At 58.6% G+C, this 16,847-nt stretch carries 13 protein-coding genes and 1 pseudogene; 6 read left to right on the top strand and 8 right to left on the bottom strand.

Annotated features, from left to right (window positions below; genetic code table 11):
- Positions 1-115: 115 nt before the first annotated feature.
- A pseudogene (locus ACIP1X_RS14175) lies at positions 116-286 on the bottom strand (DUF6124 family protein); the annotation flags it as partial.
- Positions 287-463: 177 nt separating this feature from the next.
- Between ACIP1X_RS14175 and ACIP1X_RS14170 the strand changes: the two are divergent.
- The gene (locus ACIP1X_RS14170) at positions 464-868 is read left to right on the top strand and encodes a hypothetical protein (protein WP_400752908.1); all 405 of its coding nucleotides are present in this window, start codon (positions 464-466) and stop codon (positions 866-868) included.
- 169 nt (positions 869-1,037) lie between these two features.
- Here the strand turns inward: ACIP1X_RS14170 and ACIP1X_RS14165 are convergent, their stop codons facing one another.
- The 5 genes from ACIP1X_RS14165 to ACIP1X_RS14145 form a co-directional block, all read right to left on the bottom strand.
- Entirely contained in the window at positions 1,038-1,370 is a 333-nt protein-coding gene (locus ACIP1X_RS14165; protein WP_400752906.1) for a DUF2790 domain-containing protein, read from the bottom strand.
- Positions 1,371-1,436: 66 nt separating this feature from the next.
- Positions 1,437-1,637 carry a co-regulatory protein PtrA N-terminal domain-containing protein gene (locus tag ACIP1X_RS14160; protein ID WP_212551202.1) on the bottom strand — a complete coding sequence of 67 codons (201 nt, stop codon included), beginning with the start codon at positions 1,635-1,637 and terminating at the stop codon, positions 1,437-1,439.
- 230 nt (positions 1,638-1,867) lie between these two features.
- Entirely contained in the window at positions 1,868-5,014 is a 3,147-nt protein-coding gene (locus ACIP1X_RS14155) for a CusA/CzcA family heavy metal efflux RND transporter (RefSeq protein WP_400752904.1), read from the bottom strand.
- 14 nt (positions 5,015-5,028) lie between these two features.
- Entirely contained in the window at positions 5,029-6,216 is a 1,188-nt protein-coding gene (locus ACIP1X_RS14150) for an efflux RND transporter periplasmic adaptor subunit (RefSeq protein WP_400752903.1), read from the bottom strand.
- Positions 6,217-6,265: 49 nt separating this feature from the next.
- Positions 6,266-7,513 carry a TolC family protein gene (locus ACIP1X_RS14145; RefSeq protein ID WP_400752901.1) on the bottom strand — a complete coding sequence of 416 codons (1,248 nt, stop codon included), beginning with the start codon at positions 7,511-7,513 and terminating at the stop codon, positions 6,266-6,268.
- Positions 7,514-8,048: 535 nt separating this feature from the next.
- Here ACIP1X_RS14145 and ACIP1X_RS14140 point away from each other — a divergent pair.
- Positions 8,049-8,723, top strand: a complete 675-nt coding sequence (locus ACIP1X_RS14140; RefSeq protein WP_053121655.1) for a heavy metal response regulator transcription factor — start codon at positions 8,049-8,051, stop codon at positions 8,721-8,723.
- Positions 8,720-10,153 carry a heavy metal sensor histidine kinase gene (locus ACIP1X_RS14135; protein ID WP_400752899.1) on the top strand — a complete coding sequence of 478 codons (1,434 nt, stop codon included), beginning with the start codon at positions 8,720-8,722 and terminating at the stop codon, positions 10,151-10,153. The genes ACIP1X_RS14140 and ACIP1X_RS14135 overlap by 4 nt, the downstream gene beginning before the upstream one ends.
- Positions 10,154-10,213: 60 nt before the next feature.
- On the opposite strand, the gene ACIP1X_RS14130 is transcribed toward ACIP1X_RS14135, so the two are convergent.
- Complete coding sequence (locus tag ACIP1X_RS14130) at positions 10,214-11,149, bottom strand: LysR family transcriptional regulator (RefSeq protein ID WP_400752897.1); 936 nt, start codon at positions 11,147-11,149, stop codon at positions 10,214-10,216.
- A 71-nt stretch (positions 11,150-11,220) separates the two neighbouring features.
- Here ACIP1X_RS14130 and ACIP1X_RS14125 point away from each other — a divergent pair, with 71 nt between their 5' ends.
- Positions 11,221-12,249: a helix-turn-helix domain-containing protein gene (locus ACIP1X_RS14125; protein WP_400752895.1), complete on the top strand. Its 1,029-nt coding sequence runs from the start codon at positions 11,221-11,223 to the stop codon at positions 12,247-12,249.
- A gap of 105 nt (positions 12,250-12,354) precedes the next feature.
- On the opposite strand, the gene ACIP1X_RS14120 is transcribed toward ACIP1X_RS14125, so the two are convergent.
- A complete protein-coding gene (locus tag ACIP1X_RS14120; protein ID WP_400752892.1) occupies positions 12,355-14,052 on the bottom strand; it encodes a sulfatase-like hydrolase/transferase in 1,698 nt (565 codons plus the stop codon).
- A 390-nt stretch (positions 14,053-14,442) separates the two neighbouring features.
- Between ACIP1X_RS14120 and ACIP1X_RS14115 the strand changes: the two genes are divergently transcribed.
- Both ACIP1X_RS14115 and ACIP1X_RS14110 read left to right on the top strand, forming a co-directional pair.
- Positions 14,443-15,795: a UDP-glucose/GDP-mannose dehydrogenase family protein gene (locus ACIP1X_RS14115; RefSeq protein ID WP_212546148.1), complete on the top strand. Its 1,353-nt coding sequence runs from the start codon at positions 14,443-14,445 to the stop codon at positions 15,793-15,795.
- Positions 15,792-16,829, top strand: a complete 1,038-nt coding sequence (locus tag ACIP1X_RS14110; protein ID WP_400752889.1) for an NAD-dependent epimerase/dehydratase family protein — start codon at positions 15,792-15,794, stop codon at positions 16,827-16,829. The genes ACIP1X_RS14115 and ACIP1X_RS14110 overlap by 4 nt, the downstream gene beginning before the upstream one ends.
- The last annotated feature ends 18 nt before the right edge of the window (positions 16,830-16,847 follow it).

The following is a 16,847-nucleotide window of genomic DNA, read 5'->3' as shown; positions in this document are numbered from 1 at the left end:
TGCAATCTGACTGCAGTTGAAGTCTGGTAGCAAGGCTGCTCGCGAATGTTTCGCACAGGCGACATCTTCATCGCCTGACGCATAGCCATCGCGAGCAGGCTCACTCCTACAGGAGTTAGGAAGCGGGATCGACGTTATCCAGTGCCCTGTTTACCGCCAATTCACCGAGCATGACCACTTGCGCGATACCCAGCAGCGTCTTGCGATGCGTGCCTTCGAGCAAGGCTGCTAAGTCGCCGAGCATTAAGGGTGCCTAGGCGAGGGATTCGCAGGCGTTGGCCAGTAAGAATACGCTGAGAGCAGATGCGCCACATGAAACTGATACAGCATCAAGCAACTCACAAAAACAACCATGAGTCTACTGTCAACTCTGACAGTAGACCGTCCAATAAAAATGAAAATACTATTGAATGGCAGCTTTTGGCAGCTGCTCATTATATTCACTGCAAAAAAGGAAATAGACATGAGCAATTCTACTGACACCTCTACCACGTTGGTGACGGGTTACCTTAACGCCGTCACCACACACGACGATATGCCTTACCTCTCCAGCGAAACAGTGGCTTATAGCCCTGATAACGTGTCCGGAAGCCAAGGTGCTCGCAAACTTCAATTGAAATTCAAAAAAGGTACTCCGCCTGGAGAGTACAAATTTGACGAAGGAAATTTTACAGAAGGACGACTTTGGAGAGGTAATCCAGGCCCAGGAATTATTAACTCTCAATTTATTGTCACCCAGGGCCGCTTAACATTAACTGAAACAAGTCTTTATAAAGTCACAGGCTCTTTCAGTATCAAACTAGCCGGCACACAGGACCCCAAAGAAAAAATCGAGCTTGACGGCACATTTGATATTCAAGACACTTAACAACCAACCCCTTGATTTTCGTCACAAACAGCGGCATAGAGCCCGAATTGATGCCGAAATTAAAATCCGTTCACTGTAGTAGCTGCCGAAGGCTGCGATCTTTTGATTTTGAAAACCAAGATCAAAAGATCGCAGCCTTCGGCAGCTCCTACAGGGGATTGTGATTTTTTCAGGTTCCGCCGTTGCGACACACGCCCGCCACGCTGTATTTGATTGTGTTGAGCTGTCCCTTCGAATCTTCGTATGTCATCGCTGTAGGCACCACGGCGCACGCCGCCTCAGGCTTGACCACGCTCACCACTTTGACCACGTCCAGCTTCATCCCGTACGCGTAATCCTTCACCACCGGCGGCGCTTTGCCTTGGCTGGCGGCGTACTGTTCCATGGCTATGCTGTTGGCGCTGAGCGCGCGTTCGAAGGTGCGATCACCGCCGCCCTCGGCCAGTGCACTCACCGACACTGCCATCGCTGCAGCGAACGCCATCCGTTTAAAAATCTTCATGTCCATTGCCTCATCGAAAAGCCCGGCATCGGCAGTCGATGACAGGCTTGCTCATTTTCCGAACGCTTACAGCGCTTTGGTTTTCTCGTCTTTTTTCTCGTTCAACACGACAGGGTCGCGGGCCTGTTCCTTGGCGACGAACAGCTCGACGGATCGGTCGTTGGCGGCCATCATTTTTTCGAAAGTGCGATCACCGCCACCTTCGGCCATGACCAGGGAAGACACCGCGAGCGCGGCTGCGAAGGCACTGAGTTGGGCAAGTTTCATGGTTGATTCCTCGTTTAAGTAGCTGACGGGATCAAGGTAACAAGGTGAACCTTTCGTGACGGTGGCGGGGAAATTACAGATCCGTTATCTGCCGAAACAGCCTTTTAAGTCCGCACACAAAACCAATGTGGGAGCGGGCTTGCTCGCGAATGCGGTGTGTCATTCAAATAATGTTTTGACTGATACACCGCTTTCGCGAGCAAGCCCGCTCCCACAGGGGGATTACCTATTTAGTTGGAACGTCGTCCCTCATCCCGGCGATGGGCGAGTTGGTAGAGGGCCGGCAAGATCAGCAGTGTGAGGATGGTCGAGGAGAGGATCCCGCCGATCACCACGGTCGCCAGCGGACGCTGCACTTCAGCACCGGTGCCAGTCGCGAGCGCCATCGGAATGAACCCCAGCGATGCCACCAGCGCCGTCATCAACACCGGCCGCAACCGTGTCAGTGCGCCTTCGTTAATGGCATCTGAAAGCGAACGCCCCTCCTCCCGCAAATTACGAATAAACGCGATCATCACCAACCCGTTCAACACCGCCACACCCGACAGCGCGATAAACCCGACCCCCGCCGAAATCGACAGCGGAATATCCCGCAACCACAGCGCCATCACGCCGCCGGTCAGCGCAAACGGGATCCCGGTAAACACCAGCAGTCCATCCTTCAGATTGTTGAACATCATGAACAACAACCCAAACACCAACAGCAACGCCACTGGCACGACAATCTGCAAACGCTTGGCAGCCGATTGCAGTTGTTCGAACTGCCCGCCCCAACTCGTCCAGTAACCAGCGGGCACCTGCACATCACGCTCAATCACTGCGCCGGCTTCGCTGACAAACGAACCGATGTCACGCCCACGCACGTTGGCGCTGACGATCACCAGGCGTTTACCGTTTTCGCGGCTGACCTGATTCGGGCCGAGCACCAGGTCGAGGCTGGCGACTTCCTTGAGGGCGATAAAACCGATCTGACTCGCCGTGCCATTCACAGAAGGCACCGGAATCAGCAGCGCCGAGAGCCCGTCGATGTCCTTGCGCATGGCATCGGACAAACGCACGACCATGTCGAAACGCCGATCGCCTTCATACAAAATCCCCGCCTGCCGCCCGCCCACCGCAACGGCGATCGTGTCCTGCACATCCCCCACATTCAGCCCATAACGCGCCGCCTTGTCGCGATCGATATTGATGGTCAGCACCGGCAACCCGGTGGTTTGCTCGACCTTCACTTCAGAGGCGCCGTTGACCTTTTGCATTGCTGCAGCAATCTTCGCCGCCGTGGCGTTGAGCACGTCCATATCGTCGCCAAACACCTTCACTGCGACGTCACTGCGCACCCCGGAAATCAGTTCGTTGAAGCGCAACTGAATCGGCTGCGACAGCTCATAGTTGCTGCCCGGCAAGGTCGCGGCAGCGGCTTGCAGTTCCGCCATCAAGGTTTCGCGCGACTTGCGCGGATCCGGCCACTGCTCTTTCGGCTTGAGCATCACGTAGCTGTCGGAGATGTTCGGCGGCATCGGATCGGAAGCGATTTCGGCAGTACCGGTACGGGCAAAGACGCGTTCGACTTCCGGCACTTTCGCCAGAATCATCCTCTCCAGTCGCTGCTGCATATCCACCGATTGCGTCAGGCTGGTGCCCGGCACGCGCAGCGCTTGCAGGGCAAAATCCCCTTCGCTGAGGCTCGGCACAAACTCGCTGCCCATGCGACTGGTGAGCACGCCGCTGAGCACGATCACGGCCAACGCAGCGCTCACCGCGACAGCGCGATGACTCATCACCCAGGCCAGCGCCGGCGCATAAACGCGGCGTGCACCGCGCATCACCGCGCCCTCTTCTTCCTTGACTTTGCCGGTCACGAACAACGCAATCGCCGCCGGCACAAAGGTCACCGACAACAGCATCGCGCCAAGCAAAGCGATGACCACGGTGAACGCCATCGGATGGAACATTTTCCCTTCGACGCCGCTCAACGCGAAAATCGGCAGGTACACGACCATGATAATCAACTGCCCGAAAATCAGCGGTCGCCGCGCTTCCTTCGCCGCCGCAAACACTTCCTTGAAACGCTCGGCGCGGGTCAGTAAACGCCCATGATGCTGCTGCGCATGGGCCAATCGCCGCAGAGTGTTTTCAACGATTACCACCGCGCCATCGACGATGATGCCGAAGTCCAGCGCGCCCAAACTCATCAGGTTGGCGCTGACTTTGTTGCTGAACATTCCGGTGAAGGTGAACAACATCGACAACGGAATCACCATCGCAGTAATCAGCGCCGCGCGGATATTACCGAGGAACAAAAACAGAATCGCGATCACCAGAATCGCGCCTTCAATGAGGTTCTTTTTCACCGTAGCGATGGCTTTGTCGACCAGGTGTGTACGGTCGTAAACCGGCACGGCGATCACGCCTTGGGGCAAGGATTTATTGATCTGTTCAAGCTTGCTGGCCACCGCCTGCGAGACCGTTCGACTGTTCTCGCCGATCAGCATGAACACCGTGCCGAGCACCACTTCGCGACCGTTTTCCGTGGCCGCGCCGCTGCGCAGTTCACGACCAATTTCCACCGTCGCCACGTTTTTCACGCGGATCGGCGTGCCGTCGACATTGGCCATGACGATATTGGCGATGTCCTCGGTGCTCGCCACTTGCCCCGGTGCGCGAATCAGCAACTGCTCGCCGCTGCGCTCGATGTACCCGGCGCCGACGTTGGCGTTGTTGCGCTCCAGCGCGGTGACCAGATCAGTGAGCGTCAACTTGTACGCCGCCAGCCGTTTCGGATCCGGCGCGATCTGATATTCCTTGGCGAAACCGCCGATGGTGTTGATCTCGGCCACACCCGGCACGTTGCGCAATTGCGGCTTGATGATCCAATCCTGAATCACCCGCAAATCGGTCGGCGTGTAGCTTGTGCCGTCGTCCTTGAGCGCGCCCTCCTTGGCTTCCACCGTCCACAAAAAGATCTCGCCGAGCCCGGTGGAAATCGGCCCCATCATCGCTTCCGCGCCTTCGGGCAATTGCTCCTTGGCGATCTGCAAACGCTCGTTGACCAACTGACGAGCAAAGAACAGGTCGGTGCCGTCCTTGAAGATCACTGTGACTTGCGACAGACCCGAACGCGATAGCGAACGGGTCTGCTCCAGCGCCGGCAAACCGGCCATTGCGGTTTCAATCGGGAAGGTGATGCGCTGCTCGGTTTCCAGCGGCGAGAACCCGGCGGCGCCGGTGTTGATTTGCACCTGGACGTTGGTGATGTCGGGCACGGCGTCGATCGGCAGTTTTTGATAACTGGCGATACCGAGGCCGGCCATAAGCAGAACGGCGAGCAGCACGATGATGCGCTGCTCGATGGCAAACTGGATCAGGCGTTCGAACATGGGAGTCTTCCGGATCAGTGGCTATGCTCGGCTGAGGCTTTGCCCAGTTCCGATTTGAGGACGAAGCTGCCGGCGCTGGCAACTTGCACGCCCGGCTCCAGTCCTTGGGTGATTTCCACCTGGCCCGCCGCGCGACTGCCCAACTCAACCGGGCGCGCTTCGAAACCATCGTCGGTGCGCACGAACACCGTGGGTTTGTCCTCGACGGTCTGGATCGCCGTTTCCGGCACAGCGACTTTTGCTTCGCGGCTGTCGGTTGCGACCAGCGCGGTGACGAACAGACCGGGGCGCCATGAGCCTTGCGGGTTTTCCAGGGTCACGCGCACGGTTGCAGTGCGGGTTTGTTCGCCGAGCAAACTGCCAACATAGGCCACGCTGCCAACAACTTCGGCGTTCAATTCCGGCGCACTGACGGTGACCGCTTTACCCACTTGCACCTTGGTCAAATCCTTCGGTGAAACGCCGAACGTCACCCACACCCGCGACAGATCCGAGAGCGTGAACGCTGCCGTGGTTTCATCGACCACCTCACCCGGCGTCAGGTGTTTTTCCACCACCACGCCGTCAAACGGCGCACGCAATTCGTAGCGATTGCCGCCGGTGGCGACCACGCTGCCACTGAGCACGCTGATCTTTTGCCGCGCATTGCTTACGGCGATTTCCGCCTCTTGCAACGCTTGGCGCGCCAGAAGGAAATCCTGTTCGGCCGAGATCTTGTCCTGCCAGAGTTTTTTCTCCCGCTCATAGGTCGTGCGCGCCAACGCCAAACGCCGTTGCGCCGCCGCTTGTTCGCTGCGCTGATCGGAGATCTGCTGACTGGCGATCACCGCCAGCAACTGGCCCTTCTTCACCGTCTGCCCGAGGTTGACCGAGACTGCCTCGACCACCCCCGGCACACGCGGCACCACGTGGGCGGTGCGGTCTTCGTCGAAACGCACTTCACCGGGGAACGGCAAGCCGAGGCTGATGTTTTGCGGTTTCGCTTCAGCCAGTTGAATGCCGGCAGCGGTGATTTGCTCGGCGGTCAGTTCGATGTGTCCTTCTTCGCCATGCTCAGCCGCAGCGCCTCCTTCCGCGTGATCGGCGTGATCCGCCGCTTCATCGGCATGCGCGTCGATGGAGGCAGTGCCCGACCACATCGAGCCCACACCAATGCCCAGCGCCAATGTCGCCGCAGCGACCACAATCAGTTTTTTATCCATGGAAACTCCTCTGCGCCGTGCCATCGCGCAGTGCTCAAAAAGATGAAATTCAAGGGCTGACGGCGAGCTCGCCGAAGATCCGTTCGATGCGTACGCGAGCGTCAGTGGCCTCACTGACGGCCTGGATGTATTGGCTGCGCGCGGCGATCAACGTGCGTTGCGCATCGAGCACATCGAGGAAGCCGAACTTGCCCATTTCAAAGCCGCGCGTGGCGCTGTCGACCGCACGTTGCGCGGCGGGCAGGATGGTCTGGTTGAACGCTGTGACTTCGCCGTTGGCGGTCTGCCATTGCTCAAGACTGGTCTGGATTTCGGTGCGCAAACGCAGTTCGGTGGCGTTACGCAGATCCCGTGCCTGATCGGTGCGGCGCGCGGCGGCGAGCACATTGCCTTGATTGCGGTTGAACAGCGGAATCGGCATCGACAGCCCGACCACGTTGACCCGTTCGCGCTCGGTTTCGCTGTATTGGCTGCCCACGCTCACGGTCAGATCGGGGATGCGCTGGGACTTCTCCAATCCCAATGAGGCTTCGCGCTGATCGATCTGCAATTTGGCCAGACGCAGCTCGGCGGTTTCGTTCAGACGCTCGAGTAATCTTGTCGGCGGTGGAACAGCCATCAGGCTTTTCGCCGGTGCCTGCACCTTGGTCGATGCCGGCAAAGGCGCGCCCATCACCTGCGCCAATTGTTGGTAAGCGTTGGCCTGATCGCGCTCGGCGCGGCTCACTTCAAGACGTACTTCCGAGAGCTGCACTTGCGCCCGCGTGCCTTCAACCGGCGACGATTTACCGGCCTCAATGCGCCCGTCAGCCACGCGCAAACCCTTCTCGGCGAGTTGCAGCGATTGCCGAGACAGATCCAGGCGTTGCTGCGCGGTTTGCGCACTGTTGAATGCTTGAATCACATCGGCGCGCAAGGCATTACGCTTGCGCTCCAGTTCGATGCCGGCGGCGTCCTGCGCGCGGCTGGCGACGTCGATCCGTGCACCGCGTTTGCCGCCCAGTTCAATCGGTTGGCTGAGCATGATCGTCGTGGTGCGCGAATCGCGGCGAGTGTCTTCGGCCTCCCAGGAAACTTCGGGGTTGGGGATCAAACCAGCCTGCACACGATCACCTTCGGCAATGCCGATTTCCCACTGCGCGGCGGCCAGATCAGGGTTACCGGCGAAGGCGCTTTGCAGGGCTTGATCCAGCGTCAGCGTCGAGGCATTCGCCAGGCTGGCACTGGCCAGTAACAGCAGGCCGCCGAGTGTTTTTTGCAGGCGTGATCGCGCCGTCAGTTCAATTAAACCGGGCAATGGCAGACTTCCTTTATTCAAGAATCTTTGATGCCGCCACGGTAGGGTTTTGAACTTATCGACAAGGTGACTGGAACATTACAAATCCGTTATCCACGGTTTGAACTAGTTGTTTTGTTCTAGGATGCGAAGTGCGAACGCTGTTGTCGTAATACATGGAAACAAATGCGAGTTAGATATCTGCTGAACAGCACTTGTGTAAATCAATGTCATGGGGATTTTGCAGTTTGTGCTGCGACAGGCTGTCGCAGATGGCCGTTTTAAAGCGCTTGGCGGTTGACCCTGTAGCCACTACAACCTTTATTGTGCGACTTCCCCTCACCCCAGCCCTCTCCCGGAGGTAGAGGGAGCAGACCGAGTTGTCTGGCGTTATTTAACGACCTGTTACATCAAGTCGATTATGGATTCATCAAAGCTTTTTCACGTCGGCGTAGTTCTGAAATATCCCCCATTCAGTCCCCTCTCCCTCCGGGAGAGGGCTAGGGTGAGGGCCCTTTTTAATCAAATACCCATTAAATATAAGTGGTGAAAGATCATGCGAATCCTTGTCGTCGAGGACGAGCTTAAAGCTGCCGAATACTTACATCAGGGATTGACCGAAAGTGGATATGTGGTTGACCACGCCGCCACCGGCGCCGATGGTTTGCACCTGGCGCAACAACAGGCCTATGACCTGATTATTCTCGATGTGAACCTGCCCGAACTGGACGGCTGGGGCGTGCTGGAACAACTGCGCAAAACCCACGCCACGCGGGTGATGATGCTCACCGCGCGCGGACGTCTGGCCGACAAGATTCGCGGCCTCGATCTGGGTGCCGATGACTATCTGGTCAAGCCGTTCGAATTTCCCGAACTGCTCGCGCGGGTACGCACCTTGATGCGTCGCAGCGAAAACATTCCGCTGCCACAGGTGCTGAAAGTCGCCGATCTGGAACTCGACCCGGGCCGCCATCGCGCATTCCGTGGCGAGCAACGCATCGACCTGACCACCAAGGAATTCGCCCTGCTGCACCTGCTGATGCGCCAGTCCGGCGAAGTGCTGACGCGCACGCAAATCATCTCGCTGGTGTGGGACATGAATTTCGACTGCGACACCAATGTGGTCGAAGTGTCGATCCGCCGCTTGCGCGCAAAAATCGACGACCCGTTCGACAGCAAACTCATCCACACCCTGCGCGGTGTCGGCTACGTGCTGGAGGCGCGCGAATGAAACCGGCCAGCCTGTCGATGCGCCTCGGTTTGACGGTGAGCATTCTCGGCGCGCTGCTGGTGGTGTTTCTGGCGATCCTCGCCTATTTCGCCCTGACCCATGAGCTGAATGCGCTTTCCAGAGACAGTCTGGAAAAGAAGATGCAACAGGTCGAGCACAGCCTGTCGCTGTACGTCGACGCCAATGAAATCAGCGGTAAACCACATATTTTGCTCGATCAGGTGATGGGCCATGACAACCTCACGCTGACGATTTATGACCGCTTGAATCAGCGTTCTCCGCTGCTCAAATCCGGCTCGGGACTGGCCGAGCCACGGGTTGAATTGAAAGCGGTTCGCGCGACCACCGATCAGTTGACCTACAGCGACAGCACCGACGCGGAAGGGAAGAAATTCCTCACTGCCTCGAAACTGATTCGCCTCAAGGACGGCAACAGCGTGCCAGTGCTGTTGTCGGTGGATAACGCCCACGACGAGGCGTTACTAAGCGCCTACTTGCGCTCGACGCTGATTGCCTTGCCGTTGTTGCTGGTGTTCATCGGCCTCACGGCGTGGGGCGCGGTGCAGCGCGGACTGGCGCCGATGCGCGAGTTTCGCAAAGTCGCGGCGATGGTCTCGACCCAGGATCTCGATCATCGCCTGTCGGTGGTGAACATGCCGCAGGAGCTCAGTGAATTGGCGCAGGGCATCAACTTCATGCTGCATCGGCTGGACGCCGGGGTGCAGCAGTTGTCGCAGTTCTCCGACGACCTGGCGCATGAATTGCGCACGCCGATCAATAACCTGATGGGCAAGGCGCAAGTGACGCTGTCGCGTGAGCGCAGCGTCGAGGAATACAAGGATGTGCTGGTGTCGTGCACCGAAGAACTGGAGCGCGTGGCGCGGATCGTTTCCGACATGTTGTTTCTGGCGCAAGTGAGTCATCCTTCGGCGCTGGCACCGTTCGAGTCGCTTGCGCTGGAGGCCGAGGTGGCGAAAGTCGCCGAGATGTTTTCGTTGTCCGCGCAAGACAAAGACATTCACTTGAGTGTGCTGGGCAGTGCCACGGTGCTGGGCGATCGGCTGATGGTTCAGCGGGCGATTTCCAATCTGCTGTCGAATGCTTTGCGGCATTGCCCGAACGGCAAAACCGTGACGTTATTGATTGAACAGGGCGCGACGCAGACTTCATTGTTGGTGAGCAATCCGGGGGCAGGGATCGAAGCCGCGCATTTGCCGTATCTGTTCGACCGTTTCTACCGTGTCGACAGCAGCCGCTCGCGGTCGCAGGGCAGCACTGGGTTGGGGCTGGCGATCGTGCGCTCGATCATGAGCCTGCATCAGGGTGTCGCCGATGTGAAGAGTTTGCCGGGGGTGATGACGGTTTTTCGACTGGGGTTTCCTGCAGCGACACGGACGACCCCATCGTCGGCAAGCCCGCTCGCACAGTGAATTGTGGTGTGCTCGGAATGTCTGGACACCGCTGCGTTTCGGGCACCTTCGCGATGACCGCTATTGCGAGCAGGCCAGCTCCCACAGGTGTTGGGTTTTCGCGGGGAGTTGCAGCGGTTCGCCGAGGGCTTGCAGTAGACAGTGCATGGCTTCTTCGCGGCTGCGTTCGAAGCGATAACGGGCTTCGATGTACAGCGCCAGTTTCAGCTCCACCGCGTCCTCCAGTGGCAGCGGCACGTGCTGCAGACCCAAGGTGCTGGCAACCCGACTCGGCAAACTCAGGCCGAACGGCTGGCGGTCGGCAATCAGCTTCGCCGCGAGGGTACTTTGCGTGGTCACCGCAATCGTGCGGCGCAGGCCTTTGAGGCCCAGTTGCAGGTCCACCGGACTCAAACCGTCCCGGCGACTCGACACCTGAATCTGCGGTTGTAGCAGATACGCCTGCAAGGTGCGCGGTGGCTCCTTCAACGCCGCACCGTAGGCAAACACGTAGTGATCCGCCGCCAAGGTGCGTTTGTGCAAACCGCTCAACCTGGCCAATGGCTGATCGATGTCGATCAGAATATCCAGCTTGCCACTGGCCAGTTCCTGCAGCGCATCACGTCGGCGCGGCTGGAAATAGCGCACTTGCCAATCGGCATGCGGCGCTTCGAGCAACGCATCCAGCAGCACTGGTTGCAGGCAATCCAGGCAACTGATGCGCAGCAACGGATTGTTCTGCCGCGCCGCCGGTATCATTCGCAAACCGTCACGCAAAGACTCAAGTGCCGCGCGTACATAGTCCGCCAGCCGATGCGCGACCAGCGTCGGCGTCACGCCCAGGCGACTCTTGATAAACAGCGGATCGCCGCACAATTCACGCAGGCGCCGCAGCGCGTTGCTCATCGCCGGTTGCGACAGGCTCATCACATCGGCGGCGCGGGTGACGCTACGCTGTTGGTAGATCGCGTCGAAGGCGAGCAACAGGTTGAGGTCGAGCTGGCGTAAATCAAGCATGGTCTTGCTCCGGCAAATCGCTTAACGTCGGCCAGCCTAACCAGTGTCCCGAATCAAGCGGTGAGCCCTACATGACAAAAATCAATCAGCCGCCCGCCAACGCCTTTTACGCGCCGACCCTGCTGCCGGCCATCGAAGAACTGCTCGCGCGCGGCATCCCGCAGGACGCCATCGAAGCGCAATTTCATCGCAGCCTGTTCGATTTGCGCACGCCGTTCATGCGCATTCCGCTGGTGCTGTCGCGGCGCTTCTGGGCGTTCGCACTGGAGCAGACCGGCGACCCGCTGATCGGTCTGGCGGCGGGACGGCGCTTTGTCTCGACGGCCACCAATGGCCTGACCTATCTGTTCGATGTCGCGGTGTCGCTGGAAAGTGCCTGCGCTTATTTCGTGCGTTTCTTCCCTTTCTTCAACGGCCATTTCCACGCGCAGATCGTGCGTGAGGATGACCGCGTGGAATTGCGTCTGGTCGAAACCGGCAGCCTGCGCGCGGCGGCGCCGATTGCCGATTACATTCTGGTCAGCCTGTGCAGCATGTTGCGGCGCAAATTGCTCGCCAGCGGTTTGGGGCGTGATCCTGTTGTCGGCGTGACGCTGCTTTCGGCGACTAGCGATGAACATGAGCGCGCCTTTCGGGCGTCGGTGCTGGGTGAGCAGGCTTATCTGGCGATTCGGCTGGATCCACAGCTGTTTGTCGCGGCGCTGACGCCGGGCAATCAGGGGCTGGAACAGACGCTGGTGGAGTTGCTGGAGCAAACGCGACGTAACAGCGAATCGACCTTGCTGGAGCAGCTCAGCGATTACCTGATCGAGGATCTCGCAGCGGCGGACTGGAAGCACTTTTGTGCGGCGCAGCATTTGATCGAACGCACAGCGGCCCGGCGGTTGAAGGCGTTGGGCTGGAGTTTTTCCGAATTGCTGGATGAGTATCGGCGCTATCGGGCTGAGGATTTATTGCAGGCCGGAGAGCTGGAGCTGGTCGAAGTGTCGGATCGGTTGGGGTACAGCGATGTGCAGAGTTTTAACCGCGCGTGCTTGAGATGGCTGGGGTGTGCGCCGGGGGTTTATCGGGCTCGGTACCATACTCAATATTGGCAGTGACAGCCACACCGTCTTCGCGAGCAAGCCCGCTCCCACATTTTGCAATGCGATCAACCTGTGGGAGCGGGCTTGCTCGCGAAAGGGCCCGCCCATCCAACCCAAAACTCACTGCCCCGCCGCCACACTCGCCGGCGCCTGCGTCGGCGTGACAATGCTCCCCAAATCAATATGCTTCCACTCCGGCTTCGCCCCCAGCCGCGCATTAAACCGGTAGTTAAACGTAAACTCATCGCCCGTCGCCACGCTCAGCGGTTTGCCATACACCGCCTCAACCCCTGCCAGGTCATACCCCATCAACTGCAACAGCGTCGGGAAAATGTTGTAGTGGCTGGAGCGATCCTTGTTCACCGCCAACTGCGCCGACCAATCCAGCGTTTTCAGATCGCTGCCCTGAATCACCACCAACGGCACCAGCCCCTCCTCCTCCACCGGATCGCCGCCGCAATGGGTGTTGAGCCCGGGATTGCCGCGCTCATGCAAATCCTGGCCATGATCAGACGTATAAATCAGCAACGCATTGTTCAGATTGGCCTGCGCAAACACCCGCGCAAAAAACTCGCCGACGTTCCACAGCACGGTGTTCTTGTAGGCATTGCGGTACAGCACCCAATCATCGGGCTGACCATTGAAACCGGTGCGCTCACCAGTGTCCGCCACTTCAGTGAACTGACCGCGCGGTAACGTCGGGCGGTACGCCATGAATGCATCGGGGTATTTGTCGTGCACCGGAAAATGCGCGCCGACCTTGTTGATCACCACCAACTCCGCTTTGTCGTCGTTGAGCAGCTCGATCAGCTTCGCCGCTGCCGCCATGTCGCGGTCGCGCACGCTGGTTTTGTCGAATTGCACAAATTCGTCGATGTCCTTTTTCTCGGTATCGGTCATCAGGTTCTGCAGATTGCCGCCGGTGCGCTGGGCATCGATGTACACCGTGCGCAGCCCGGCCTTTTTCGCGTACTGCCAGATCGACGGCAGCGTGCTGTTGATGCGCATGTAATCGGCGCGGGTGCCGCCGTAGCGCAGGGTGACGTTAGTGTCGGCGCTGCAATTGGCGATGGACGCCGCGTAGCCATAATTGAAAATGTCGACGCCAGCGTGCGCCTGCTTGAGGTTGCTGTGCACGCCAAAAGGCGCGTTGATGTCCAGATAATTGCCGGAGATGCTTTCGTCGATGATCAGCACGATGTCATGCCCGACCGGTTGCGAGGCGCGCGCCAGCGTCACTGGTTCACGCGGGCCGACGGTGTTGTGCAGCGCCTCATAGGCAAACAGGTTCAGATAGGCCAGCGGCGTGTACATGATCGGCAAGCCACGGGCGCCCTCGCCCGCGCGTAAAAACAGCACGGCGCTGAGCAGCAAAACCCCACAAATCGGCGCGGCCACGCGAAAGGCGTTCGGCACCACCAGCGCATGCCGAGGTTTGAGGCCGATGCCGAACAGTAACAACAGCCCACTGAGCACCCCGCGCAGGATCGCGTCCCGGTACTGATACGCCGCCTCCTGAATGAAGCCACCGGAATAGACCAGCGAGACGAAACTGCTGTAGTTCAGGTAATCCGCGGTGACCCGGGTGTAGACATCAAAAAACACCGCCGAGGCAAACATTGCCAATGCGAATAGATGTCGTATGAGTGTCTGGCGTATATAGGCCGTTAGATATAACGCTAAAGTAAGCGCCAAAAACATCGCGCCAAAAAGAAGTACAGGAAAACCGAGGCCGATAGCATTTAACCGCTCAATGTAATATTCGCAATAAAGCAGCAGATAAATAATTAAAAGCAGTTCTTTCAGGTATCGAAACATGGCTTTTCCGGTCGCGCGAAACGGCAAAGGGTCAAGGTTTTGTCGGTCAAAAACTGACACTAGCACCCGGCCATCAAAGCGCAAGAAATGGCTGACTTTTCCCTAAAGCGTCAAAAAAACGTTGACTCAAATCTGACACACTCCAGTTGCTGCAAGCCTCTAATTTCGCGGCCTGCGACCGTTTATCGCATTAATGGAATTGTGAAAAAAGCGTCAAGAACGGGACAAATCCAGCAATAGCAAGCACTTGATGGCCATTCGCCCCCAAAAATGGACCTGTTATACAGGTGCAACATGTCATTTTGCTGACACGCTTTTCTCACCCTGCGCTATACCCCTTTTGACAGTCTCATTTCGAACTCTTTCCACCGTCTTACGAGGCACGCCAATATGGACGTGAGCGTATTTGGTACGGGCTATGTTGGCCTGATACAAGCAGCGGCACTTGCCGATGTTGGACACCGCGTTTTATGCGTGGATATTGATCCGAATAAAATCAAGCAACTGCAACAAGCAGTTCCTCCGATTAGTGAACCGGGTTTGTCCAGCACCCTGGAAGAAAACATTAAGGCCGGGCGCTTATTGTTCAGCACCCAGGCCAGTGATGCGGTGGAGCACGCCGAGCTGATTTTCATCGCTGTGGGCACGCCGGCCGATGAGGATGGCTCTGCTGACCTGAGCCACGTGCTCAACGTCGCCCGGCAAATCGCCTCGTTCATGGAGGCCGATCGCACGCTGATCATCAAATCGACGGTGCCGGTAGGCACGGCGGATCAGGTGCTCGCCGCTGCCAACAGTGAACTGCTGCGTCGCGGCAAATCCGAGCTGAACGTGCGCGTGGTCTCTAACCCCGAATTTCTCAAGGAAGGCAGCGCCCTCGCCGATTGCATGCGCCCCGACCGGATCATCGTCGGTACCCGCGACGAAGCGGCCCGCGAGCAGATGAGCGAGTTGTACGCGCCGTTCTGCCGCAACCACGAAAAATTGATGTTCATGGACAACCGCAGCGCCGAGCTGACCAAGTACGCCGCCAACGCGATGCTCGCCACGCGTATCAGCTTCATGAACGAGCTGGCCAATCTCACCGAACTGCTGGGTGCCGATATCGAAGCCGTGCGCAAAGGCATCGGCTCTGATCCGCGCATCGGTTACCACTTTATCTATCCGGGCTGCGGCTTCGGTGGCTCGTGCTTTCCCAAGGATCTGCGCGCCCTGCTGCACACCGCCGAACACAACGGCATGCCGCTGAAATTGCTGCGCAGCGTCACCGACGTCAACGACCTGCAGCGGCACATCCTGTTCAGCAAACTCAAAGCGCAATTTCCGCAAGGCCTGGCCGGCAAGTCCATCGCCATTTGGGGTTTGGCGTTCAAACCGAACACCGATGACATGCGCGAAGCGCCAAGCCGTTATCTGATGGATGCACTGTGGGCCGAAGGCGCCAGCGTGCAGGCCTACGATCCGGAAGCGATGTCCGAGTGCCGACGCCTCTACGGCTACCGCAACGATCTGCACCTGTGCGCCACCCGCGACGACACCCTTGAAGACGCCGATGCATTGGTGATCTGCACCGAGTGGAAAAACTTCCGCGTGGTCGATTTCGAATTGCTCGCGGAAAAGCTGCGCTCGAAAGTCATCATCGATGGCCGCAACCTCTACAACCCGGAACACGTCGCCGCCGCCGGCCTGCATTACAGCGGCATCGGCCTGCGCCATATCGCGCCCGAAGGACCACGGCCATGAAGATTCTGGTCACCGGTGCGGCCGGTTTCATTGGCGCTCATTGCGTGTTGCGGCTGATGCGCGACGGCCACTCGGTGGTCGGCCTGGATAATTTCAACAGCTACTACGACCCGCAACTCAAGCACGACCGCGTGCAATGGGTGCGTGAACAGGTCGGCGATTTCCAGCTCGCGACGGTTGATCTGGCCGATGCCGCAGCCGTCGACGCGCTGTTTGTCCGTGAACGCCCGCAAGTGGTGATTCACCTCGCGGCGCAGGCCGGAGTGCGTTATTCGCTGGAAAATCCACGGGCCTATCTCGACAGCAACCTCAATGGTTTCCTCAACATTCTGGAGAGCTGCCGGCATCACCCGGTCGAGCATTTGATCTACGCCTCGTCGAGTTCGGTGTACGGCGCCAACCAGCACACGCCCTATTCCGTGAAGGACGGCGTCAATCATCCGCTGTCGCTGTACGCCGCCACTAAAAAAGCCAATGAACTGATGGCGCACAGCTACAGCCATCTATTCGGCATTCCCTGCACCGGCCTGCGCTTTTTCACCGTGTACGGCCCTTGGGGCCGGCCAGACATGTCGCCGATCCAGTTCGCCCGGGCGATCAGCGAAGGCGAGCCGCTGAAGCTGTTCAATTACGGCGAGCATCAACGCGACTTCACCTACATCGACGACATCATCGAAAGCATTGCCCGTCTCACCGATCGCCCACCACAAGCGCAACCGCTGTGGGATCGCGAGCAGCCCGACCCGGCCAGCAGCATGGCGCCGTGGCGACTGTTCAACATCGGCGGGCAACACCCGGTCGAGCTGAAAACCTATCTGGCGCTGATGGAAAAACACCTCGGCCAGAACGCCATTGTCGAGCTGCTGCCGCTACAACCGGGCGACGTGCTCAACACCTGTGCCGACGCCAGCGATCTGGCCCAGGCCACCGGGTTCCAGCCACGCATAGAGCTGGACGAAGGACTTGGACGCTTCATCGCATGGTTTCGCGATTACTACCCGACTGCCTATCGCCCACGCGCCGCTCGCGGCTGAACATCAGCGGAGGACTTT

Source organism: Pseudomonas sp. NPDC088885, from assembly GCF_044750025.1.
Lineage (GTDB): Bacteria > Pseudomonadota > Gammaproteobacteria > Pseudomonadales > Pseudomonadaceae > Aquipseudomonas > Aquipseudomonas rustica.
This window is presented reverse-complemented; position numbering and strand designations above follow the sequence as displayed.

Bases quoted from the DNA above. Each gene is read 5' to 3' on its own strand.
- ACIP1X_RS14170 (WP_400752908.1), top strand. From the start codon at position 464: ATGAGCAATTCTACTGACACCTCTACCACGTTGGTGACGGGTTACCTT.
- ACIP1X_RS14165 (WP_400752906.1), bottom strand. From the start codon at position 1,370: ATGAAGATTTTTAAACGGATGGCGTTCGCTGCAGCGATGGCAGTGTCG.
- ACIP1X_RS14160 (WP_212551202.1), bottom strand. From the start codon at position 1,637: ATGAAACTTGCCCAACTCAGTGCCTTCGCAGCCGCGCTCGCGGTGTCT.
- ACIP1X_RS14155 (WP_400752904.1), bottom strand. From the start codon at position 5,014: ATGTTCGAACGCCTGATCCAGTTTGCCATCGAGCAGCGCATCATCGTG.
- ACIP1X_RS14150 (WP_400752903.1), bottom strand. From the start codon at position 6,216: ATGGATAAAAAACTGATTGTGGTCGCTGCGGCGACATTGGCGCTGGGC.
- ACIP1X_RS14140 (WP_053121655.1), top strand. From the start codon at position 8,049: ATGCGAATCCTTGTCGTCGAGGACGAGCTTAAAGCTGCCGAATACTTA.
- ACIP1X_RS14135 (WP_400752899.1), top strand. From the start codon at position 8,720: ATGAAACCGGCCAGCCTGTCGATGCGCCTCGGTTTGACGGTGAGCATT.
- ACIP1X_RS14130 (WP_400752897.1), bottom strand. From the start codon at position 11,149: ATGCTTGATTTACGCCAGCTCGACCTCAACCTGTTGCTCGCCTTCGAC.
- ACIP1X_RS14125 (WP_400752895.1), top strand. From the start codon at position 11,221: ATGACAAAAATCAATCAGCCGCCCGCCAACGCCTTTTACGCGCCGACC.
- ACIP1X_RS14120 (WP_400752892.1), bottom strand. From the start codon at position 14,052: ATGTTTCGATACCTGAAAGAACTGCTTTTAATTATTTATCTGCTGCTT.
- ACIP1X_RS14115 (WP_212546148.1), top strand. From the start codon at position 14,443: ATGGACGTGAGCGTATTTGGTACGGGCTATGTTGGCCTGATACAAGCA.
- ACIP1X_RS14110 (WP_400752889.1), top strand. From the start codon at position 15,792: ATGAAGATTCTGGTCACCGGTGCGGCCGGTTTCATTGGCGCTCATTGC.